The organism is Blastococcus sp. MG754426, from assembly GCF_021699055.1.
Lineage (GTDB): Bacteria > Actinomycetota > Actinomycetes > Mycobacteriales > Geodermatophilaceae > Blastococcus.
Genome location: NZ_SSXC01000013.1, coordinates 43004 through 65364 on the forward strand (window position 1 = coordinate 43004; position 22361 = coordinate 65364).

Consider the following 22361-nt stretch of genomic DNA (forward strand, 5'->3'; position numbering starts at 1 on the left):
CCCCTTGGGACCGACCTCAGACGGCGGCACGCACGTCCGGGGCGCCCAGCCGGGCAGCATCCGCGGTCCGGTCGTCGGGCATCCGCTGGGACTCGCGCTCGGCCTCCACCCGCGCTGCGTAGTGGGCGACCTCCCGGGCGGTCTGCTCCTGGTCCCAGCCGAGCACCGGCGCCATGAGGGCGGCGACCTCGGCGGCCGAATCCACCCCGCGGTGCGGCGTCTCGATCGAGACGCGCATGCGCCGGGTGAGCACGTCGTCGAGGTGCAGGGCGCCCTCGGCGGTGACCGCGTGCACGACCTCCGCCGCCAGGTGCCGGGGCGCGCCGGCCAGCGGCCGGCCCAGCGCCGGGTCCGCGCGCACCAGGCCGAGGACGGCCTCCACCTGGTCGCCGTGGCGCTCGAGCAGCCGGGCGACGACCTCCTCGGCCAGCCCGTGCACGGCCGCCAGCTCGGCCGCGCGCCCCCGCACCGCCGCCCAGCCGCGCGCGCCGACCAGCGGCAGCTCGGCGGTGCGCGACCCCGGGGCGCCGGGCAGCCACCGGGCGGCGGCGTCGACGGCGTCGGCCGCCATCACCCGGTAGGTCGTGTACTTGCCGCCGGCGACCAGCACCAGCCCGGGCACGGGGGTGACGACGGCGTGCTCCCGGGAGAGCCGGCTGGTGTCGTCGGACTCCCCCGCCAGCAGCGGCCGCAGCCCCGCGTACACCCCGACCACGTCCTCGGTGGTGAGCGGGCGGGCCAGCACCCGGTTGACCTGGTCGAGCAGGTAGTCGATGTCGGCGCTGCTGGCGGCGGGGTGGTCGCGGTCCAGCCGCCACGGGGTGTCGGTGGTGCCGACGATCCAGTGCTCCCGCCAGGGGATCACGAACAGCACGCTGGTGGGCGTGCGCAGGATCAGCCCGTCGGGGTCGAGGTCCCCGCCCTCGATCGCCGCCCGCGGCACCACCAGGTGCACGCCCTTGGACGCCCGCACCCGCAGGCTCGGCGCCGACGCGCCCAGCATCCGGCCGACGTCGTCGCTCCACACCCCGGTGGCCGCGATGACGCTGCGGGCCCGGACGGTGAAGGTCGACCCGTCGGCCAGGTCGGCCACCCGCACCCCGACGACGGCGGCGTCCGGCGCGTCCCCGTCCCGGAGCAGGCCGACGACCCGGGCGCTGGACAGCGCGGCGGCGCCGTACCCGGCGGCGGTGCGCACGACGGCCAGGGTGTGCCGGGCGTCGTCGACCTGGGCGTCCCAGTACCGGATCGCGCCGCGGACGACGTCGCGGCGCAGCGCCGGGAAGGCCGCCAGCGCGGCCCGCCGCGACAGGTGCCGGTGGCGCGGGATGTCGCGGTCGCGGACGAACGCCGCCCCGAGCAGGTCGTACAGCGCCACCCCGGCGCCGTAGTAGGCGCGTTGCCACACCGGCGCGGTCAGCGGCAGCAGGAACGGCAGGGGGCGCACCAGGTGCGGGGCGATGGTGCGGATCAGCCCGGCCCGCTCCTTGAGCGCCTCGCGGACCAGCGGGAAGGCCAGCTGCTCCAGGTAGCGCAGGCCGCCGTGGATGAGCTTGCTCGACCGGCTGGAGGTGCCCGCGGCCCAGTCCCGGGCCTCGAGCAGCCCGACCGACAGCCCCCGGCTGGCCGCGTCCAGGGCGGCCCCGGCGCCGGTGACGCCGCCCCCGATCACCAGGACGTCGACCACCTCCTCGGCCAGCCGGGCGCGGTCGGCCCGGCGGCGCTCCGGCGACAGCAGCGTGCGATCGATCCCCACCACGTGCATGCGGTCAGTCTCCCCCCGCCCCGTCCCGGGGCTCGCGCAGCGGCAGCCACCCCGGCCCCCTGCAGGGGCCCGCCGGGAGCGGGCGAGCGGTGGGGGCAGGGGGTGGACTTGTTCAGTGGGCGCCGGCGCCCGACTTGTCGCGGTGCACCGTCAGGTTCATGACCAGCACGACGAGCGCCCCGACGACCAGGCCGAGCAGCGCGCTGGCGAGCGTGTTGACCAGCCAGCCCACGACCCCGCCGAGCGCGCCGGTCGCGTCGTGCGCGGCCTCCTCCAGGTGGTGGACGACGTCGTAGAGACCGTGCCAGCCGAGCTCCTCGGTGCCCACCAGGATGATGTGCCCCCCGACCCACAGCATGGCCGCGGTCCCGACGACGGTCAGCGCCGAGAGCAGCTTCGGCATCGCCTTCACCAGCCCGCGGCCGAACGCGGCCACCCGCTTCCCGGCCCGCTGGGACAGGCTCAGCCCGACGTCGTCCATCTTCACGATGAGGCCCACGACGCCGTAGACGAGGACGGTGATCCCCACGGCGACGACGACGAGGATGATCGCCCGCGACCAGAACGCCTCGCCGGCCACCTCGTTCAGCGAGATGACCATGATCTCGGCCGACAGGATGAAGTCGGTGCGCACCGCACCGCTCACGATGGTCTTCTCGTCCGGGAGCGCGTCCTCCACCGTGGCGTGCGCCTCGGCGTGCCCGCTGACCCGGTGCCAGATCTTCTCCGCCCCCTCGTAGCAGAGGTAGGCGCCGCCGATCATCAGGATCGGGGTCAGCAGCCACGGCAGGAACTGGCTGAGCAGCAGGATCGCCGGGAGGATGATCAGCAGCTTGTTGCGCAGCGAGCCCAGCGCGATCTTCCGGATGATCGGCAGCTCGCGCTCGGCGTTCAGGCCGTGCACGTACTGGGGCGTGACGGCGGTGTCGTCGACCACGACGCCGGCGGCCTTCATGCTGGCCCGTCCGGCGGCTGCGCCGATGTCGTCGATGGAGGCGGCGGCCGCGCGCGCCAGCACCGCCACGTCGTCGAGCAGGGCTACCAGTCCACCCGCCAAGGGAGTTCCTTCCGGTCGGTCAGCACCGGTGTGCTGTCGCAGATGATGGTGGACCGTCCGCGGGCCGCGCGCGCCTTCAGGGGCGCGGCGCGCGCTCCAGGTCGAGCGCCAGCGCCAGGTAGACGGCGCTGAAGTCGGCGACGGCGAGCTGCCGGGCCACGTGGGGCAGCCGGCCGAACCGGTCGGGGTCCCCGTGCTCGGCCAGGCCGCTGACCGGGACGCTGTGGGCGGCAGCGGTGCCCAGCACCTGCTGCATCGCCTCCTCCGCCGACCGCGGCTCCCGCTCCCCCGCGCCCTCGTGCCCGCCGGCGCCGGGGTCGCGGACGGTCAGGAGCCGCAGCCGCCGGCCGGTGTCGTCGGCGCGGTCGCGGAAGAAGTCGTCGGCGGCGTCCTGCGGGGCCAGCGGTCCGCCGAGGACGGCGCAGGCGGCCACCCGCTGGTCGGGCAGCCGGAAGTCGGTCGCGGGCACGCCCGCGAGCGTCGCGAGCTGGTCGGCGAAGCGGGTCGCCGCGGCGCCCGCCAGCGGCCCCTCCGAGGCGATCACCGGGAGGGCGTCCAGCAGCTCCAGCGCCAGGCTCTTGGCCGGGTTGACGAAGGTCTCCCGCGCCGGGCCGCACTCCGCCGCCACCTCGTCGAGCGCGGCCGCGACCGCCTCCGGGTCGGCGACGCCGGGCGCCAGCAGCCCCAGGTCGGTGGCCAGGCGCAGCATCGGGGTGAGCAGCGACCACAGGGTCGTGTGCCGGACGCGGCTGCGCGGCAGGGCCACGTAGGGCGCCCGGGCGGAGGCGCAGACGCCGCGCAGCGGGGCGTCGTCGGCGCCGATGCCGACCAGGGAGACCCCCCGGCGGGCGGCCTCGTAGGCCGGCCCGACCGCGTAGGCGCCGGCGCCGGTGCGGGTGGCCACGACCGCGATGTCGCTCGGGCCGGTCCACACCGGGAGCGCCGGGCCCGGGACGACGTCGACGGTGACCGGGCTCGAGGGCCCGAGGAGGGCCCGCAGCACCGAGGCGGCGACGGCCCCCTCCCGCCGGGCGACGACGACCAGCCCGCGGGGCCGGCCGCCGCTGGTGACCCGGTCCAGGCCGGCTTCCTCGGTCAGCCGGGTGGTCTCCCGCACCTGCGCGCCGGAGCCGGCCACGGCCGGCAGCAGGCCTCGGGGGTCGCGCGCCCGCAGCAGCTCGAGGTCGTCGAGCACCTCCTCGGCCAGCTCCGGTGAGATCACGGCGCGCCCACCCTCAGCCGCGCTGCCGCGCCTCGTCCAGCAGCAGCACCGGGATGCCGTCGCGGACGGGGAAGCCCCGGTCGCAGGTGCCGCAGACCAGCTCGGAGGCGGCCTCGTCGACGGTCAGCGGCGTGTGGTGGGTGTCGGGGCAGGCGAGGATCGACAGCAGCTCCGGGTCCAGCCCCAGCGGGCCGGCGGCGGGACTGCTCCGGGGACCGGTCACTTCTGCTCCTCCTCCGCGCGCACGGTGCCGAGCACCCGGTCGCGCAGCTCGCTCATCCGCGCCACGTCCGGCGCCTCGACGTTCAGCCGCAGCAGCGGCTCGGTGTTGCTGGCCCGCAGGTTGAACCACGCGCCGTCGGGCAGCTCGACGGTCAGGCCGTCGAGCTCGTCGACGGTCACCCCGTCCTCCCCCTCGTAGAGCTCGCGCACCGCGGCCATCCGCTCCGCGGCGTCGGCCACCGTCGAGTTGATCTCGCCGGAGGCCGCGTAGCGCGCGTAGGCGGCGGTCAGCCCGGAGAGCGGCCGGCCCTGCTCGCCGAGAGCCGCCAGGACGTGCATGGCGGCCAGCATGCCCGTGTCGGCCCGCCAGAAGTCGCGGAAGTAGTAGTGCGCGGAGTGCTCGCCCCCGAAGACCGCGTCGGTGCGGGCCATCTCGGCCTTGATGAACGAGTGCCCCACGCGGGTGCGCACCGGCTGCCCGCCGTGCTGCCGCACGATCTCGGGCACGGCGCGGGAGGTGATCAGGTTGTGGATGATCGTCGTCCCGCGCCCCTTGGCCAGCTCGCGCACCGCCACGAGGGCGGTGATCGCCGACGGGCTCACCGGCTCGCCGCGCTCGTCGACGACGAACACCCGGTCGGCGTCGCCGTCGAAGGCCAGGCCGATGTCGGCGCCGTGCTCGACGACGGCCCGTTGCAGGTCGACCAGGTTGGCCGGATCCAGCGGGTTGGCCTCGTGGTTGGGGAAGGAGCCGTCGAGCTCGAAGTAGAGCGGGACGACCTCGAGCGGCAGGTCGGCGAGGACCACCGGCACGGTGTGCCCGCCCATGCCGTTGCCCGCGTCGACGACGACCTTGAGCGGCCGGATGGCCGACAGGTCGACCAGGGAGCGCAGGTGCGCGGCGTACTCGCCGAGGACGTCGCGCGCCGACACCGTGCCGACCCGGTCGGGGACGCGCTCGTAGCTGTCGCGCTCGGCCCACTCCCGGATGGTGACCAGCCCGGAGTCCTGCCCGATGGGCGCCGCACCGGCGCGGCACAGCTTGATGCCGTTGTACTGCGCGGGGTTGTGGCTCGCGGTGAACATCGCCCCGGGCAGGCCGAGCGAGCCGGCGGCGAAGTACAGCAGGTCGGTGGAGCCGAGGCCCGCCTCGACGACGTCGACCCCGCGGGCGATCACGCCCTCGGCGAAGGCGCGGGACAGCGGGACGGAGGACTCGCGCATGTCGTGCGCGGTGACCACGGCCGAGGCGCCGCTCTCGGCGAGGACGAACTCGGCGAAGGCCGCACCGATCGCACGGGCGACGTCCTCGTCCCACTGGTCGGGGACGACCCCGCGGACGTCGTAGGCCTTGATGAGACCCGAGAGATCACGCACCCCGCGACCCTACAAGGACCCCGTCGCCCCCCACCCCTCGCAAGCTCGGGCGGGCCCCTGCAACGGGGCCACCGGGATCGACCGCGAGAGCCGGCCCTGGTTCAGGGGAGGTCGGGGAGGACCCGCAGGTGGCCGCGGCGGACGCCGCTGCCGTCGTCGGCCGGGTTGCGCGGCGGCTCGGGACGGGCGGCCTCGCGGACGGCGTCGGCGAGGGCCAGCAGGTCGTCCCCGGTGATGCCGGCGTCCTCGAGGTCGATCTCGTGCCGGACGACCTCCCAGCCGCGCGGCACGGTCAGCCGCTCGGCGTGGAACTCGCACAGGTCGTAGCTGTGCGGCTCCGAGTACGTCGCCAACGGGCCCACGACAGCGGTCGACTCCGCGTAGACGTAGGTCAGGGTCGCCGCTGCCGGTTGCGCGCAGCCGCTGCGCGAGCAGCGCCGTGACTGCCTCACCACCGGTTCCTCACGCAAGGCACAGTAATCCCGCCCGGCGGTGCGCGACAGCAGGCGCACCGGGAAAGCGGCCCGGTCGCACCATCCTGCACGATGACCCCGTGGGCATCGGCACCGGTCGGGCGCGGGATGCGGCTGCGCGGCGCCCGACGTGCGCGGACCTCCGGCGAGCGGTCCCGGGCCCCGGCGTGTCGGGCCCCGCCGTACCCTGCCTGCAGTCATGAGCCACCCACCGCGCCGCCGCCACCGCTCCCGCCGCGACCGCCACGGTCGCGGCCTGCGGGGACGCCTGGTACCGGCCCAGGTCCCCCTGTCGCGCAGCCGCGCCGAGCAGTTCGACGACCTGGTGCTGGACGCCGTGGAGGACCTCGAGCGCCGCTGGGAGCGGGAGCTGGCCGGCGTGGAGTTCGCCGTGGAGGACGTGCCCTGGGTGGAGCACACCGATCCCGACGAGGCGCTGCTGGACTCCGACGTGCTCGACGACGCCGGCGTGCCCCTGTCCCGCCTGCTCCCGGCCCGCCGCGAGCAGGGCGAGGAGGTGCCGCCGCGGATCGTGGTCTACCGGCGCCCGCTGGAGCTGCGCGCCCACGACCGCGAGGACCTCGCCGACCTGGTGCGCGACGTCGTCGTCGACCAGGTGGCCACCCTCCTGGGCCGCGACCCGGAGGAGATCGACCCCACCTGAGCCGGCCCCGCGTGCGGGCGGGCGGCTGACATGCTGGGAGCGATGGACGCCGCTGCCACCACCGCCTGGCTCGTCGTGGGCGTGGTGCTGGGCGCCCTGGCGGCGGCGGCGCTGGTCTCGGCCGTCGTCCTCTCCCGCCGCCGCACCCCCCCGGCACGCGGGCGCCCGCCCGAGCCGGTCGACGACCTCGCCGACTTCCTCGAGCACCCGCCCGGCACCCGGCCGCAGGCGCCGGGGCCCTCCGGCTGGGCGGCGCTGGCCCCGCCGGAGCCCGGCCCGCCGGCCGGCGACCGGCAGCACCCCTGGCCGGTGCCGGCGGCGCTCTGCGTCGCCGCCCTGGCGCTCGCCGGCACGGCCGCCGCCGTCGCCGCCGCCGCCACGGCAGACCCGTCACCGGCCGCGCGCAGCACCGCGCCGTCACCCGCGCCGGCCGCCGGAACCGTCGCCGACCTGGTGGTGGGCGGGCTGGTGCTGGAACCGCGGGCGGTGGGCGTCACCGCGGCCTACCCCGAGCTGCGGCTGGGCACCGACGACGGCGCGCCGCGGCTGGAGCTGCGGCTGCCCACCTACAACTGCCTGACCGCCGAGGCCCCCGCCGACCCGGTCGCAGCGGGGTGCACCGCCACGCCGGTCGAGCACGCCGTCCTCGAGGGCGACGACGTCCGCATCACCCGTGACGGGGCGGGCTGGGTCCTGCGCGGGTCGGCCGCGACGGTGCTGCACCCCGGCGGCTCGCCGCCCGAGGCGACCGGTCGCGTGTACCCGCTGGAGCTCACCGTGACGCCCGAGGGGCCGCCCACCGCCGACGGCACCCGGGCCGCCCGCGGTGAGCTGCGGCTCGGCACGGGGAGCGCGCCGGTGCTGGCCGAGCGCAGCCGGGTCCGCACCGCCGGCTGAGGGTCAGCGCGGCCAGCGGCGCAACGGCACCGACAACGTGCTCACCGGCGCGCCCATCTCGCTGCCCAGCCCGCCGTCGTGGGCGATGCCCCACCAGGGCCAGCGGTCGTCGCCGTCCAGCAGGGTGAGCAGCCCGGCCCGCAGCCGGTCGCCGTCGGCGGCCACGGCGACCTCCAGGTGGCCGGTGGCCGCGTGCAGCCGGGCGGTGGCGCGCAGCAGCCCCCGCGCCCGGCGGTCCGGCGCGGCGGCGAGCAGCGCCGGGAGCCAGCGCTCCAGCAGGTGGCCGCCCCGGCTCCGCTCGACGGGCCCCACCCGGTCGAGCGCGTCGAGCAGGCGGGTGCTGCGCTCGTTGGCCAGGACGGCGGTGGGCAGCCGGGCAGCCAGCGCCCGGGCGGTGGGGTCACCCAGCGGGAGCCCGGAGAGCCGCAGGGACCACGGGCCGTGCAGCGAGTCGAGCAGGAGGAGCACCCCGTCGGCGAGCAGGCCCGCGGCCTCGGCGTCCCGCGCCGGCAACCGGGCCGGGGGGCGACCACCGGGCAGGGGCGCCCCACCCTGCCCGAGCAGGGTGACCGCGGTGACCGGGCCGCGCCGCCGGAGGTGGAGGAAGCCCGCCGCGCGCGGCGGCGCGCCGGGAGCCCCGTCCACGACGACGGCGGCGGGGCGGCCCTGCAGCGGGCGGGCGGCGCCGTCGTTCAGCACGGCGGTCAGCCACGGCGCGCGGGCGGTCAGCGGCGCCGACAGCGCCGCGGCGAGCGGTTCGGCGGCCCGGACCTCGCGGAGGACGGGGGCTCGACCGACGGCGACCCGGGCGACCACGTCCCGAACACAACCACAGCCGCCGGCGAGGGGCGCCGGCGGCTGTGGTGACGGTCTGGAACGGCCGCCCCCTGCAGGGGCCCGCTGCGAGCTCGCGAGCTGCGGGGGGCAGGGGGTATTTACACGGCGCGGCGGCGCAGCCGGCGCCGCTCCCGCTCGGAGAGGCCGCCCCAGATGCCGAACCGCTCGTCGTTGGCGAGCGCGTACTCCAGGCACTCGGCCTTGACCTCGCAACCGGTGCAGATCTTCTTCGCCTCCCGCGTCGAGCCGCCCTTCTCGGGGAAGAACGCCTCCGGGTCGGTCTCCGCGCACAGCGCGCGCTCCTGCCACGACTGGGTGTCGGGCTCCAGGCCGAACCCGAGGAAGCCGACGAACGGCTGCCCCGTCCCCTGGCCCGGGTGCTGGCCCGTGCCGTGCCCGGCGCCCACCAGCCGGTCCGTCGACCGCTCCGAGCCGTTCACGTAGTCGCTCAACCACGACACCTCTGCCATGACGGTGCGTCCCCTCTCGCTCTCGTCACGGTGCGCGGCCGGCAGGACGTCCCCGGGCCGTTCAGCACTCGTCGACACCGCCGGAATTACACGCGTGTCGTTGCCCGGCCGTCAACTTCGCCCGGTGTAAGCGACACGCCACACCAGCCCCTCCCGCACCAGGGTGTTCGTCACATCTCGTGCCACCCCCCGACACGCCCGGCGAACAGTCGACAAGTGCTCATCGGGCACGATGCGTTTCGTGCAGATCGTCGTGCTGGCCGGTGGTACCGGAGGGGCTCGTTTCCTGCGTGGGGTGCGCGCGGCGGCCCCCACGGCGGAGATCACCGCCGTGGTCAACACCGGGGACGACGTCACGTTGCACGGCCTGAGGATCTGCCCGGACCTCGACACCGTCGTCTACACGCTCGGCGGCGGCATCGACGAGGAGCGCGGCTGGGGGCGGGCCGGCGAGTCGTGGACGGTCAAGGAGGAACTGGCCGCCTACGGCGCCGACCCGGACTGGTTCGGCCTCGGCGACCGCGACCTGGCCACCCACCTGATCCGCACCCGGATGCTCGACGCGGGGTACCCGCTCTCGGCGGTGACCGCGGCGCTGGCCGACCGCTGGCAGCCCGGCGTCACGGTGCTGCCCATGAGCGACCAGCGGGTCGAGACCCACGTCGTGGTCACCGATCCCGAGGACGGCCGGCAGCGGGCGATCCACTTCCAGGAGTGGTGGGTGCGCCACCGTGCGGCCCTCGACCCCGCCGCCTTCGTGCAGATCGGGGTGGAGGCGGCGCGGCCGGCCCCGGGCGTCGTCGAGGCGCTGGCCGCCGCCGACGCCGTCCTGCTCGCGCCGTCGAACCCGGTCGTGTCCATCGGCACCGTGCTCGGCGTCCCGGGCCTCCGTGACGCCCTGCTGGCCTCCCCGGCGCGCATCGCGGGCGTCTCCCCGATCGTCGGTGGCGCCGTCGTCCGCGGGATGGCCGACCGCTGCCTGCCGGCGCTGGGCATCGAGGTGAGCGCCGAGGGCGTCGGCCGGCACTACGGGGCCCGCGCCGACGGCGGCCTGCTCGACGCCTGGCTGGTCGCCGAGGACGACCCCGCGGACGTCCCGGGCGTCGACGTCCGCCGGGTGCCGCTGCTCATGTCCTCCCCCGGGGCGACGACGGCGCTGGCCCGGGCCGCGCTCGACGCCTGCGCCCGGTGATGGAAGGACCCCGCCCGCCTCACGGCTCGCAGGCTCGCGGCGAGCCTCTGGACGGCGCCGTTCCAGCGGGTGTGTCGGTGCTGCCCGTCGCGGGGCTGCCCGAGTTCGGCCCGGGAGACGACCTCGCCGCGGCGCTGGCCGCCACCGCGCCCTGGCTGGCCGACGGCGACGTCGTCGTCGTCACCTCCAAGGTGGTCTCCAAGGTGGAGGGACGGCTCGTCCGGGTCGAGCCCGGGGCCGACCGGGAGGCCGTCCGGCAGCGGGCGATCGACGCCGAGACCGTGCGGGTGCTCGCCCGCCGCGGGCCCCTCAAGATCGTGCAGACCCGCCAGGGCTGGGTCGTCGCCGCGGCCGGCATCGACGCGTCCAACGTCGCCTCCGACACCCTGGTGCTGCTGCCCGAGGACGCGGACGCCTCGGCGCGGCGGCTGCGGGCCCGGTTGCGCGAGCTCGCCGGGGTCGACGTCGCCGTCGTCGTCAGCGACACCTTCGGCCGCACCTGGCGGGAGGGGCTGACCGACGTCGCGGTCGGCTCGGCCGGGATCACCGCCCTGGACGACCACCGCGGCGCCGTCGACGCCCACGGCAACCGGCTGGAGACCACCCGGGTCGCCGTGGTGGACGAGCTGGCGTCGGCCGCGGACCTGGTGAAGGGCAAGCTGGCCGGCGTCCCGGTCGCCGTGGTGCGGGGGCTGCCCGTGGCCCAGCCCGCCGACGACGCCGACGAGGGCACCCGGCCGCTGGTGCGGCTGCCCGCCGACGACCTGTTCCCCTACGGCTCGCGCGACCTCGTCGGCTCGCGGTCGCCCGCGGCCGACCTGGCGCCCCGCCCCGGTGACCGCGAGGCGGCGGCCGCCGCCTTCCGGGTGGCCAGCGCCGCGCTGCCGGAGTTCCCGGTGGTGCTGCGGCACGGCGGCGAGGGCGACGGCGTCGTCGACGTCCACCTGCCCGACGCCGTGACGACGACGAGCGCCCTCAACGCCGGGGCGCTGGTCGGCGCCGCGATCGTGCAGCTGCACGCGGAGGGGTGGGCGACCCGCTGGGAGCCCGCGGCCACCGCCGGCGGCACCTCACTCGTCGGGAGGCTGTGGCTGGGCAGTCCGGCGCCGTGAGCCGCGCCCCTCAGTAGGGTCGTCGATCATGCGCGGGATCATCCTGGCCGGTGGCACGGGGAGCCGTCTGTTCCCCATCACGCAGGCGGTGAGCAAGCAGCTCATGCCGGTCTACGACAAGCCGATGATCTACTACCCGCTCTCCACCCTGATGATGGCGGGGATCCGCGAGGTGCTGGTCATCACCACCCCGGACGACCAGGCCGCCTTCCGCGCGCTGCTGGGCGACGGCACCCGCCTGGGCATGCGCATCGAGTACGCCGCCCAGCCGCGGCCGGAGGGTCTGGCGCAGGCGTTCCTCATCGGGGCGGAGTTCCTGGGCGGCGAGCCCGCGGCCCTGGTGCTCGGGGACAACATCTTCTACGGCGCGGGCCTGGGGACGGCGCTCTCGCGCCTGCCCGAGCCGGCCGGCGGGCACGTCTTCGCCTACCACGTGGCCAACCCCCGCGACTACGGCGTCGTGGATTTCGACGACGCCGGCCGGGTGCTGTCGATCGAGGAGAAGCCGGTCCGCCCCAAGAGCTCCTACGCCGTCCCCGGCCTGTACTTCTACGCCGGTGACGTCGTCGAGGTCGCGCGCGGGATCACCCCGAGCGCGCGCGGCGAGCTGGAGATCACCGCGGTCAACGAGCACTACCTGCGCGAGGGCCGGCTCACCGTGACCGCGCTCGACCGGGGCACGGCCTGGCTGGACACCGGCACCTTCACCTCGCTGCGCCAGGCCACCGAGTTCGTCTCCGTCGTCGAGGAGCGCCAGGGCCTGAAGATCGGCTGCATCGAGGAGGTCGCCTGGCGCAACGGCTGGCTGGACGACGAGGGGCTGCGCGGGATCGCCGAACCGCTGGGCAAGAGCGGCTACGGCGCCTACCTGCTGGGCCTGCTCCAGGAGCGCTAGCGCCGCCGGTTGTCCACGGGGGCGAAGCGGGAGCCGCGCCGGGGACGCCGGGGCCCGCCCGCCAGCAGCAGCCGCACCACCCGCTGCCGCTGCCCGCGCCACGGCTCCAGCAGGGCGAGCATCTCCGCGTCGTCGGTGTCCCGGCGCCCGGTCAGCGCGAAGCCCACCTGGTTCTTCAGGTGGTAGTCGCCGACGCTGACGGTGTCCGGGCAGCCGAGCGCGCGCTGCACCACCTCCGCCGCCGTCCAGACGCCGATGCCGGGCACCGCCCGCAACCGGCGCTGCAGCTCGGCGGAGTCGTCGCAGCCCGCCTCCGGCTCCATCCGGTGCGCCACCCCGGCGACCGCCCGCAGGGCGCGGCGGCGGGCACCGTCCAGGCCGCAGCGGTGCCACTCCCAGTCGGTCACCTCCAGCAGCCGGCGGGCCGAGGGGACGACGCGCATGCCCTCGGGCGCGGGCCCCGGCGCGGCCTCACCGGCCAGCCGGCAGAGCTCGCGGAACACCCGGTAGGCCTCGGCGGTGGTGACCTTCTGCTCGAGCACCGCGGGCAGCAGCGCGTCCCACGTCCGGCCGGTGCGCCCCAGCCGCAGGTGCGGGTGCGCGCGGTGCAGCTCGGTCACGAGCGGGTGGGCGTCGCCCGGGCGGAAGTCCTCGGGCCGGTCGTCGGCCCCGAGCCACCCGGGCACCGCTGCAGCGGCCCAGCGGGCCCCCGGCCCCCACGCCTCGATCCGCACCTCCGCGGCCACGCGGGAGAGGCGCACCGTCGCCGGGCCCTCCGGGGTGCTGGTCGTCCGCCAGAGGCCGCCCGCGGCGACCTGCATCGTCGGGTCGGCCGCCCCGCGCCGGTGCGGGGACAGCGTCCGGAGGAGGTCCAGCGGCCGGTCCGGCACCCAGGCCGCGGAGTGCTCGGCGGCCTGGGTGCCCGGGGTGGTGCTCGTGCTCAGCGGGTGCTCCGGGAAGAGGTCAGCGGGGGGCCATGCGCAGCGCGCCGTCCATCCGGACCACCTCGCCGTTGAGGTAGCCGTTCTCGACGATCGCGAGCGCCAGCTCGGCGAAGTCCGACGGACGGCCGAGCCGCTTGGGGAAGGGTATGCCCGCCGAGAGCGCGGCCCGCGCCTCCTCCGGCAGCGAGCCCAGGAGCGGGGTGTCCACCAGCCCGGGGGCGATGGTGCAGACGCGCACACCGACGCTGGAGAGGTCGCGGGCCGCGGGCAGGGTCATGCCGACGACGCCGCCCTTGGACGCCGAGTACGCCAGCTGGCCGATCTGGCCGTCGTAGGCGGCGATGGAGGCGGTGTTGACGACGACGCCGCGCTCCCCCTCCTCACCGGGCTCGGTCCGCGCCATCGCGGCGGCGGCCAGCCGCAGGACGTTGAACGTGCCGACCAGGTTGACGCCCAGCACCCGGGTGAACCCCGCCAGCTCGTGCGGCGCGCCGTCGCGGCCGACGGTCCGCTGGGCCAGCCCGATGCCCGCGCAGCTGACCGCGATGCGCAGGGGGCGGTCCTTGCCGGTCGCCTCGGCGACGGCGGCCTCCACCGAGGCCTCGTCGGTGACGTCCGTACGGACGAAGGTGGTGTGCCCGCCCAGCTCGGCGGCGAGCGCCCGCCCGCGCTCCTCGTTCAGGTCCATGATCGTGACCGCGGCCCCCCGGGCGGCGAGCGCCCGGGCGGTCGCCTCCCCGAGACCGGAGGCTCCCCCGCTGACCACGGCTGCGACGTCGAAGTTCTTCATGACCCGGAACGTAGCCCGAGGGAACGGCCTGCCTGCAGGGTCCCGGCGCGAGCCCGCGAGCGGTGGGGGCAGGGACTCCTTCAGGAGAAGCGGTCGCCGTACCGCTCCTGCACGGCGCCGAGCAGCTGCTTCACCCGCTCGGCGTCGGCGACCGGGCAGACCATGGTCACGTCGGCCGTGTGCACGATGACGCTGTCCCGGACGCCGACGAGCGCGACCAGGTGCCCCGGGTCGTCGCTGAGGACGATGTTCCCCGCACCGTCCAGGACGACGGCGAGCCCCTGCACCGCGTTGCCCGCGCCGTCGTCGTCGAGGGTGTGCGCCAGCGCGGGCCAGGAGCCGACGTCCAGCCAGTCGACGTCGAGGTCGACGACCAGCACCCGCCCGGGCTCGGTCGCGGACGGCTCGAGGACGGCGTAGTCGACGCTGATCCTCGGCAGCCTCGGGAAGACCTCGGCCAGGACCGCGTCCCGCGCAGGGCCGGCGGGGGCGGCGACGATCCGGGCCAGCCCCTCGGCCGACGCCGGGAGGTGGTCGGCCAGGGCGTCGAGCACCGTGCGGGCCCGCCAGACGAACATGCCCGAGTTCCACAGGTAGCCGCCCGACGCCAGGTACTGCTCGGCGGTGGCGCGGTCGGGCTTCTCCCGGAACGACGCCGCCTCGGCCACGCCCGGCTGCCCGGTGGGCGCGCCGCGCTGGACGTAACCGAAGCCGGTGGCCGGCGCGGTCGGCCGGATGCCGAGCGTGACCAGCGCCCGGGGGTGGTCCGCGAGCGCGTCGAACGCGGTGCGCAGCGAATCGGTGAACCGATCCACCGGCCGGATGACGTGGTCGGCGCTGACGACGGCGAGCTCTGCCTCCGGGTCCACGTCGGCGACCAGGGCAGCGGCCAGCCCGACGGCGTTCGCGGTGTCGCGGGCGACCGGCTCGAGCACGAGCCGGTCGGCGAGCAGCTCCGGCAGCGCCACCCGCACCTGGTCGGCGTACCTGGCCGCCGTGCAGACCCAGACGTTCTCGGCGGGCAGCACCGCGCGCAGCCGCTCCCACGCCTCGGCCAGCAGGCTGCGCGGCACCCCGCCGGGGCCGACGACGACGTCGAGCAGCTGCTTGGGGCGGCCGCCGCGCGAGAGCGGCCACAGCCGGGTGCCCGAGCCGCCCGCCATGATCACCGCGTGCCGCACGTCAGCTCTCCCCCGACCCGGGGCGCGGCTCCGGCACGGCCGCCAGCTCCCGGGCGCGGCGCTGGAACGGGGCGCCGGCGGCGACCCGCCCGCTGACGTAGGAGATCAGCATCCGGCCCCCGAGCCCGGCGCGGAACGCGGTGCGCAGCGGCGCGTGCCGCCGGCGGGGGTACTGCCCGGAGAGGTACCGCAGCGCGCTGGTGTGGTGCACGCGCTGCATGCGGTGCGGTTCCCGCTGGGTGGCGTGCCCGCCCTCGTGCTCGACGACGGCGCTGGGCACGTAGACGTGCAGCCAGCCCGCCCGGGTCAGCCGCTCGGCGAGGTCGACGTCCTCGAAGTACATGAAGTAGCCCGGGTCGAAGCCGCCGACCGACCAGTAGGCCTCCAGGTCCACCAGCAGGCAGGAGCCGCTCAGCCAGCCCGCGGGGCGCTCCCGCGGGGCCTCCCGCTCGCGGCGGTAGCGTGCGGTCCAGGGGTTGCCGGGCCAGGCCCAGCCGAGCAGCGCGTGCCCTGCGCCGGTGGACAGCCGCGGCAGGTCCCGCGCGGACGGGTACAGCTCGCCGTCGGGGGTCATGATCGCCGGCCCGAGGGTGGCCGCCCTCGGCCAGCGGTCGGCGGCGGCCAGGAGCTCGTCGACGGAACCGGGCGCGAAGCGCAGGTCGGGGTTGGCGATGAGGGCGCGGCCGGTGCGGACGTCGGCGAGCCCGGCGTTCGCGGCCGCGCCGTAGCCGATGTTCCCGCCGGTGCGCAGGATCCGGACGTGCGCGTGGCGCTCCGCGGCCCGCTCCGGCGCGCCGTCGGTCGAGCCGTTGTCGGCGAGGACCACCTCCACCGGCCGGGTCGTGGCGCCGGCCAGCGAGTCGACGAACTGCTCGAGCGCCGCGCCCGGCGAGTAGGTGACGGCGACGACGCGCAGCGGCGGCGGACCGGAGGGAGACGACACGGAGGGCAACCCTAGGCACTCGGGCGGCCCCGGCGCCCGGCGGCACGGCCCGGCGGGGTGGGTGGGATGGATGTGACGGAACGGGTCGCTACGCCGCGCGGCGCCGCCGCTCCGTGGTCGTGCGCCCCCTGGCCGACAGGTACCGTCGAGACCCGTGACCACCACAGGACCTGACCTCGTCGTCGTCGGCTCCGGATTCTTCGGGCTCACCGTCGCCGAGCGGGTGGCCAGCCAGCTCGACAAGCGGGTGCTGGTCATCGACCGCCGCGACCACATCGGCGGCAACGCCTACTCGGCGCCCGAGCCCGAGACCGGCATCGAGGTGCACGTCTACGGCGCGCACCTGTTCCACACGTCGAACGAGCGGGTCTGGGAGTACGTCAACCAGTTCACCGAGTTCACGGGCTACCAGCACAAGGTCTACTCGATCTACCAGGGGCAGACCTACTCCCTGCCGATGAACCTGGCCACCATCTGCCAGTACTTCGGCAAGAGCTTCTCCCCCGAGGAGGCGCGGGCGCTGGTGGCCGAGCAGGCCGGCGAGATCGACACCGCGGAGGCGGCGAACCTCGAGGAGAAGGCGATCTCGCTGATCGGCCGCCCGCTCTACGAGGCGTTCATCCGCGGCTACACGAAGAAGCAGTGGCAGACCGACCCGACCGAGCTGCCCGCCGCCGTCATCGCCCGGCTCCCGGTGCGCTACACGTTCGACAACCGGTACTTCAACGACACCTACGAGGGTCTGCCGAAGGACGGCTACACCGCCTGGCTGCAGCGGATGGCCGACCACCCGAACATCGAGGTCCGGCTGGACACCGACTACTTCGACGTGCGTGACGAGCTGCCGGCCGACGTCCCGACGGTCTTCACCGGCCCGATCGACAAGTACTTCGGCTACGAGGCCGGCGAGCTCGGCTGGCGGACGCTGGACTTCGAGACCGAGGTGCTCCCCATCGGCGACTTCCAGGGCACCTCGGTCATGAACTACGCCGACGAGGACGTGCCCTGGACCCGCATCCACGAGTTCCGGCACTTCCACCCGGAGCGGGACTACCCCACGGACAAGACCGTGGTGGTGCGGGAGTTCTCCCGGTTCGCGCAGACCGGCGACGAGCCCTACTACCCGATCAACACCCCTGAGGACCGCGCCAAGCTGGAGCGGTACCGGGAGCTCGCGGCCAAGGAGGCCGCCGAGAGGCGCGTTCTCTTCGGCGGGCGGCTGGGCACCTACAAGTACCTCGACATGCACATGGCCATCGGATCGGCGCTGACCATGTTCGAGAACCGCATCCGCCCCTTCTTCGACGAGGGCGGCCCCATCGACGGCCGCCTGGAGGACTGAACCACCTCATGACGACGGACAGCACGCTCGACGCCGATGCGCCGGTCTCCCAGGAAGTCGTGACCGAGCCGAGGGAGGAGGAGCTGACGCCGGGCAAGGCCGTCCAGCTGCTCCAGCGGGTGCTCATGCCGCGCCCGGCCGACCAGCTCAAGGTGCGCAGCCTCTACCTCGACGAGGTCAACTCGGGCCGGGTGCGGGCCAAGGACCGCTTCACCGCGGAGCTCGACCCCGGGTGGGAGGTCTCCTTCGCCACCTACTTCAACGCCTTCCCGGCCAGCTACTGGCGCCGGTGGAGCGTCCTGGAGTCGATCGTCCTCCGGGTGACGGTGTCGGGCACGTGCCGCATCGACGTCTACCGGTCCAAGGCAGACGGCGAGTCGATGCACGTGACGGGTGCCGTCCACGAGGGCGGCGAGCGGACGCTGGAGTTCGAGCTCGACCTCGGCCCGTTCATCGACGGCGGGTGGTACTGGTTCGACGTCACGACCGACGAGCGCACCACCGTCCGCGACGCCGGCTGGTACGCGCCGCAGGCGCCCGCCGAGCAGCCCCGCCTGGCCGTCGGCATCTGCACCTACAACCGGCCGGTGGACGCGGTCGCCGCCCTCGAGGCCCTGGTCGAGGACGAGGTCGTCCGCGAGCAGGTGCACCTCGCCGTCGTCGCCGACCAGGGCAACCAGCACGTGCGGGACGCCGACCGGTACCCGGTGGTGGCCGAGGCGCTGGGCGAGCGCCTGCGGATCGTCGAGCAGCCCAACCTGGGCGGCAGCGGTGGGTTCGCGCGCACCATCCACGAGTCGTTCACCAACAGCGACGCCACGCACATCGTCCTGCTCGACGACGACATCCAGCTCGAGCCCGACAGCCTGCTGCGCGCCCGGGCGTTCGCCGCCTACGCCAAGGACCCGGTGCTGGTCGGCGGCCAGATGCTCGCCCTGCAGGACCGCTCGGTCCTGCACACGATGGGCGAGATCGTCGACCGGGCGCCGTTCTTCTGGCGCAACGCACCGAACACCGAGTACTTCCACGACTTCGGCGAGCGGCCGCTGCGCGAGTCGCCCGACCTGCACCGGCGCATCGACGGTGACTACAACGGCTGGTGGATGTGCCTGATCCCCCGCCGGGTCTTCGAGGCCGTGGGCATGCCCCTGCCGGTCTTCATCAAGTGGGACGACGCGGAGTACGGCCTGCGCGCCTTCGCGGCGGGCTTCCCCACGGTGTCGCTGCCGGGTGCCGCCATCTGGCACCTGTCCTGGGGCGACAAGGACGACGCCAGCGACTGGCAGGCGTACTTCCACATCCGCAACCGGCTGATCGCCGCGGCGCTGCACTCCCCGCACAAGCACGGCGGGACGATGTTCCGCGAGATGCTCAAGGCCGACCTGCGGTTCCTCATGACGCTGCAGTACTCCACCGTGGAGCTGCACCAGATGGCCTACCGCGACTTCCTCGCCGGGCCCGAGCACCTCTTCGAGGGCATGCCGCAGTCGATCGTGCGGGCGCGGGAGAAGCGGACGACGCACTCGGACGGCAAGGTGCTGAAGTCCTCCGGCGACCTCCCGCTGCCCTCGATGAGCGCCGCCGAGGCCAACCGGTTCCGCAAGATCCCGGTGAACCCGCTGTCGATCGGCACCACCCTGCTCAAGGCGATCGCGCACAACGCGACGCCGGTCGACCCGGCCCACCGCGAGGTGCCGCAGCTGAACCTGTCCTTCCAGGACGCGCAGTGGTTCCTGCTCTCCCGCCTCGACAGCGCGACCGTCGGGACCGCCGACGGCCGTGGTGTCACCTTCCGCCAGCGGGACCCGAAGACCTTCCGCCGCCTGTTCACCCAGTCCGCCCGCATGCTGCGGCAGATGTCGCGGGAGTTCCCCGAGCTCCAGCGGCGCTACCGCGAGGCGGCCGGGGAGCTGACCTCGGTGGACCGCTGGACCGAGGCCTTCGAGTCCTGGGGTTACGAGCGGGTCTGAAGCCTGACCCCGAGGGGCCCGGACGGTGCGATCACCGTCCGGGCCCCTCGTCGTCCGCGCTCTGGGCCGGATCCGTTCGGCAGCCGGGTGACCTTCCGGCGGGAAGCCGGCCGACGGTCGTTCCGTGAGCCGGCCCCTGCTGCCGTGCAGGTCGCCTTCCCGCACGGCAGCCGGCCCCGCAGTGTCTGCAGCGTGGTGCTCGCTGTCACCAGGGCGCCACCGTGCTGAAGCGCTCAGGGCCGGGTGAAGCGTTCCCCTCGGCCGGCGCGCACCAGCCGGAGCCACTCCCGCCAGCCGGCGGGGTCGCGGCGCGAGACCAGGAAGAACCAGCTGAACCGGACCAGCTCCAGCGGCCACAGCCAGCGCATCCCGGGCTGGGACATCAGGTAGCCGCGGTTGCGGTAGGTGAAATAGCGCTTGACCTCGTTGCCCGGGTACTGCGCCGACAGCCGGCCGCCGAGGATCGGCTCGAACTCCGAGGTCCCCTCGGGGTGCAGGTAGGCCGCTCCGACGGCGGTGCCGAACGGCAGCCCGGCGCGGAGCAGCCGCCGGTGGATCTCGGTCTCGTCGCCGCGGAAGAACAGCCGGTAGTCGGGCACCCCGACCACGTCCAGGGCGTCGGCGCGGAACAGCGCGCCGTTGAACAGCGAGGCGTAGCGGGGCAGCACCTCGAGGCCCGCGAAGTCGCTGCGCCGGCGCCGCCAGGTCAGCCCGCGCCGGAGGGGGAAGGCCAGCCGGTCGGGGTCGGAGAGGTCGGCGACCATCGGCGACACCTGCGCCAGCCCGTGCCTGCAGGCGGTCTCCAGGAGGGTGCCCAGCACCGTCCCGTCGGCCGGGCGGCCGTCGTCGTCGGCGCACCACACCCAGTCCGCGCCGAGTGCGAGGGCGTGCAGCATCCCCAGCGCGAACCCGCCGGCGCCGCCGAGGTTCCGGCGGCTGGGCAGGTAGGTGGCCGGCAGGCCGCAGCCGGCCACCACCTCGCCGACGCGCGGATCGGGGCCGTTGTCGACGACGACCACGTGGTCGGGACGGCGGTGCTGCGCCGCGACGGCCGCGAGGCTCTCGCCGAGCTGCTCCACCCGGTCGCGGGTCACGATCACCGCGACCACCGTCTCGGCGGGCGCGGCGCTCCCCGGGCCCATCAGTGGTTGCCCTTGTAGGCGCGCAGGACCTCTTCCAGCTCGCCGTGCTGGCGGATGCGCCCGTGCTCCATCCAGATGGCGGTGTCGCACAGCTCGCGGAGGAACTCGTCGGAGTGCGAGGCGAAGACCAGCAGGCCGGCGCGGTCGACGAGCTCGGACAGCCGCTTCTTGGACTTCTCGAGGAAGGCCGCGTCGACCGCACCGATGCCCTCGTCGAGCACGAGGATCTCCGGGTCGATGCTGGTGACGACGCCGAGGGCCAGCCGGATGCGCATGCCGGTGGAGTAGGTGCGCAGCGGCATGCGGAGGAAGTCGCCGAGCTCGGTGAAGTCGGCGATGTCGTCGATCCGGTCCTCCATCTCCTTGCGCGTGGCGCCGAGGAAGAGGCCGCGGACGATGATGTTCTCCAGGCCCGAGATCTCCGGGTCCATGCCGACGCCCAGGTCGAAGACGGGCGCCACCCGGCCGCGGACCTCGGCGGAGCCGCGGGTCGGCTCGTAGATGCCGGCGAACAGGCGCAGGAGCGTGGACTTCCCGGCGCCGTTGTGGCCCACCAGCCCGACGCGGGCCCCGTGCTCCAGCGACACCGTGATGTCGCGCAGCGCCTCGATGATCGGGACCTTGGTCTCGGTGGTGATGTTGCCGCCGACGAGGCCCATCACGGTCTTCTTCAGCGACCGGCTCTTGGCGTCGAAGATCGGGAAGTCGACGCAGGCGTTCTTCGTGGTGATGCTGACCAGGGGTCTGTCCTCCGACACGCTCACACCCAGTACGAGATCCGTGCCCGGTACCGGCGCAGCGCGATGAGCGTGAGCGCCCAGCCGACGACGGTCAGGACCAGGACGACGATCCAGTGCCGGAGCACCTGGTCCTGGCCGAGCATGGGCTGCCGGATGATCTCGATGTAGTGGAGGAAGGGGTTGAACTCCACCAGCCGGGCGCGCTCGGCGATGGCGGGGTTGGGGCTGTTCACCAGGTCGCCGTAGATCCAGACGATCGGGGTGAGGAAGAACATCAGCTGGACGATGCTCTGGGTGATCGGCGTCAGGTCGCGGAACCGGGTGGTGACGATGCCGAAGAGCAGGGCCACCCACGCCCCGTTGACGGCGAGCAGCGCGAACGCGGCGAAGGCCGTCAGGCTGCGCCAGGTCAGCGGCTGCGGGAAGACCAGCAGCATGACCACGTAGACCGCGAGGTTGTGGAAGAAGAACAGCGTCTGCCGCCAGACCAGCCGGTAGACGTGCACCGACAGCGGGGCGGGCAGCTGCTTGATGAGGCCCTCGTTGGAGATGAAGACGTCGGCGCCCTCGGTGATGCAGCCGCTGATGAAGGCCCAGACGATGAAGCCCACCAGGATGTAGGGCAGCTGCACCGACAGCTCGTTGCCGAACAGCCCGGCGTAGAGGACGCCCAGGGCCACGGCGGTGACCGCCATGCTGATGCTGATCCAGATCGGCCCCAGGACCGAACGGCGGTAGCGCTGGCGGATGTCCTGCCAGGCGAGGTGGCCCCACAGCTGGCGTTGCTGCCACCCGACGCGCAGGTCCTCGGCCGCCCGGCGCCAGCTCCTCACCTCGGGGGCGGTCGCGGTCATGGCGTCCACGCTACCTGCGTGCGGACGGAGCCCCGCACCCCGAACCGGGTTGCGGGGCTCCGCGGTCACGCAGGTCTCACGTGTAGTGCACTGTCGCCACACGCGCCCCGTCGAGCACCTGCACGTACCCGCCCTGGAAGGTCTGGCGGGTGCCGCCGGTCACCGGTTGGGGGTCGCTGGTGGGGTAGCCCAGCCGGCCGTTCTCCCAGCCCTGCCCGGCCCAGGCGTCGCGGATCGCTCCCCGCACCAGCCGGGCGCCGGTGGTGGAGGTC

At 74.9% G+C, this 22361-nt stretch carries 23 protein-coding genes; 7 read left to right on the plus strand and 16 right to left on the minus strand.

Annotated elements, in window-relative coordinates:
• Positions 1-16: 16 nt before the first annotated feature.
• From E9549_RS07205 to E9549_RS07230, 6 genes are all read right to left on the minus strand, one after another.
• A complete protein-coding gene (locus tag E9549_RS07205) occupies positions 17-1765 on the minus strand; it encodes a glycerol-3-phosphate dehydrogenase/oxidase (protein WP_236825855.1) in 1749 nt (582 codons plus the stop codon).
• Positions 1766-1877: 112 nt separating this feature from the next.
• Positions 1878-2822 carry a DUF808 domain-containing protein gene (locus E9549_RS07210; protein WP_236825856.1) on the minus strand — a complete coding sequence of 315 codons (945 nt, stop codon included), beginning with the start codon at positions 2820-2822 and terminating at the stop codon, positions 1878-1880.
• Positions 2823-2898: 76 nt separating this feature from the next.
• Complete coding sequence (locus E9549_RS07215; protein ID WP_236825857.1) at positions 2899-4044, minus strand: SIS domain-containing protein; 1146 nt, start codon at positions 4042-4044, stop codon at positions 2899-2901.
• Positions 4045-4057: 13 nt separating this feature from the next.
• Complete coding sequence (locus tag E9549_RS07220; protein ID WP_236825858.1) at positions 4058-4267, minus strand: Trm112 family protein; 210 nt, start codon at positions 4265-4267, stop codon at positions 4058-4060.
• Positions 4264-5643 (minus strand): phosphomannomutase/phosphoglucomutase, encoded by a 1380-nt coding sequence (locus tag E9549_RS07225; protein ID WP_236825859.1) that lies wholly within the window; start codon positions 5641-5643, stop codon positions 4264-4266. Before E9549_RS07225 ends, E9549_RS07220 begins: the two co-directional genes overlap by 4 nt.
• Before the next feature lie 101 nt (positions 5644-5744).
• Complete coding sequence (locus E9549_RS07230; protein WP_236825860.1) at positions 5745-6095, minus strand: DUF3499 domain-containing protein; 351 nt, start codon at positions 6093-6095, stop codon at positions 5745-5747.
• 220 nt (positions 6096-6315) lie between these two features.
• On the opposite strand from E9549_RS07230, the gene E9549_RS07235 reads away from it, so the two are divergent.
• Positions 6316-6780, plus strand: a complete 465-nt coding sequence (locus tag E9549_RS07235) for a metallopeptidase family protein (protein ID WP_236825861.1) — start codon at positions 6316-6318, stop codon at positions 6778-6780.
• Between the two features lie 42 nt (positions 6781-6822).
• Positions 6823-7677, plus strand: coding sequence for a hypothetical protein (locus E9549_RS07240; protein WP_236825862.1), 855 nt, complete (start codon positions 6823-6825; stop codon positions 7675-7677).
• 3 nt (positions 7678-7680) lie between these two features.
• Here E9549_RS07240 and E9549_RS07245 read toward each other — a convergent pair whose 3' ends face one another.
• On the minus strand, positions 7681-8493 hold the full coding sequence (locus E9549_RS07245) for a hypothetical protein (protein ID WP_236825863.1): 813 nt from the start codon (positions 8491-8493) through the stop codon (positions 7681-7683).
• Positions 8494-8612: 119 nt separating this feature from the next.
• Positions 8613-8843 carry a WhiB family transcriptional regulator gene (locus tag E9549_RS07250; protein ID WP_170852167.1) on the minus strand — a complete coding sequence of 77 codons (231 nt, stop codon included), beginning with the start codon at positions 8841-8843 and terminating at the stop codon, positions 8613-8615.
• Positions 8844-9225: 382 nt separating this feature from the next.
• Here E9549_RS07250 and cofD point away from each other — a divergent pair, with 382 nt between their 5' ends.
• From cofD to rfbA, 3 genes are all read left to right on the plus strand, one after another.
• Positions 9226-10176 (plus strand): 2-phospho-L-lactate transferase, encoded by a 951-nt coding sequence (gene cofD, locus E9549_RS07255; protein WP_236825864.1) that lies wholly within the window; start codon positions 9226-9228, stop codon positions 10174-10176.
• Between the two features lie 77 nt (positions 10177-10253).
• On the plus strand, positions 10254-11288 hold the full coding sequence (locus E9549_RS07260) for a coenzyme F420-0:L-glutamate ligase (RefSeq protein ID WP_236825865.1): 1035 nt from the start codon (positions 10254-10256) through the stop codon (positions 11286-11288).
• Between the two features lie 28 nt (positions 11289-11316).
• Positions 11317-12183 (plus strand): glucose-1-phosphate thymidylyltransferase RfbA, encoded by an 867-nt coding sequence (gene rfbA / locus E9549_RS07265; protein ID WP_236825866.1) that lies wholly within the window; start codon positions 11317-11319, stop codon positions 12181-12183.
• Here the strand turns inward: rfbA and E9549_RS07270 are convergent.
• From E9549_RS07270 to E9549_RS07285, 4 genes are all read right to left on the minus strand, one after another.
• Positions 12180-13073 (minus strand): DNA-3-methyladenine glycosylase, encoded by an 894-nt coding sequence (locus tag E9549_RS07270; protein WP_236825867.1) that lies wholly within the window; start codon positions 13071-13073, stop codon positions 12180-12182. The two genes, rfbA and E9549_RS07270, sit on opposite strands and share 4 nt — an antisense overlap.
• A gap of 73 nt (positions 13074-13146) precedes the next feature.
• Positions 13147-13917, minus strand: a complete 771-nt coding sequence (locus tag E9549_RS07275; RefSeq protein WP_236825868.1) for an SDR family NAD(P)-dependent oxidoreductase — start codon at positions 13915-13917, stop codon at positions 13147-13149.
• Between the two features lie 80 nt (positions 13918-13997).
• Positions 13998-15098, minus strand: a complete 1101-nt coding sequence (locus E9549_RS07280) for a mannose-1-phosphate guanylyltransferase (protein WP_236825869.1) — start codon at positions 15096-15098, stop codon at positions 13998-14000.
• Position 15099: 1 nt separating this feature from the next.
• Positions 15100-16041 (minus strand): glycosyltransferase family 2 protein, encoded by a 942-nt coding sequence (locus E9549_RS07285; protein WP_236825870.1) that lies wholly within the window; start codon positions 16039-16041, stop codon positions 15100-15102.
• A gap of 154 nt (positions 16042-16195) precedes the next feature.
• On the opposite strand from E9549_RS07285, the gene glf reads away from it, so the two are divergent.
• Both glf and E9549_RS07295 read left to right on the plus strand, forming a co-directional pair.
• A complete protein-coding gene (glf, locus tag E9549_RS07290) occupies positions 16196-17383 on the plus strand; it encodes a UDP-galactopyranose mutase (RefSeq protein WP_236825871.1) in 1188 nt (395 codons plus the stop codon).
• An 8-nt stretch (positions 17384-17391) separates the two neighbouring features.
• Positions 17392-19353, plus strand: a complete 1962-nt coding sequence (locus E9549_RS07295; protein WP_236825872.1) for a glycosyltransferase — start codon at positions 17392-17394, stop codon at positions 19351-19353.
• Positions 19354-19586: 233 nt separating this feature from the next.
• Here the strand turns inward: E9549_RS07295 and E9549_RS07300 are convergent, their stop codons facing one another.
• The 4 genes from E9549_RS07300 to E9549_RS07315 form a co-directional block, all read right to left on the minus strand.
• A complete protein-coding gene (locus tag E9549_RS07300) occupies positions 19587-20495 on the minus strand; it encodes a glycosyltransferase (protein ID WP_236825873.1) in 909 nt (302 codons plus the stop codon).
• Entirely contained in the window at positions 20495-21235 is a 741-nt protein-coding gene (locus E9549_RS07305; RefSeq protein WP_255716143.1) for an ABC transporter ATP-binding protein, read from the minus strand. The genes E9549_RS07300 and E9549_RS07305 overlap by 1 nt, the downstream gene beginning before the upstream one ends.
• Before the next feature lie 20 nt (positions 21236-21255).
• Positions 21256-22089 (minus strand): ABC transporter permease, encoded by an 834-nt coding sequence (locus E9549_RS07310; protein WP_236825875.1) that lies wholly within the window; start codon positions 22087-22089, stop codon positions 21256-21258.
• Positions 22090-22165: 76 nt separating this feature from the next.
• Positions 22166-22361: LGFP repeat-containing protein (locus E9549_RS07315; RefSeq protein ID WP_374201460.1), on the minus strand; the 196-nt coding region annotated here is incomplete at its 5' end.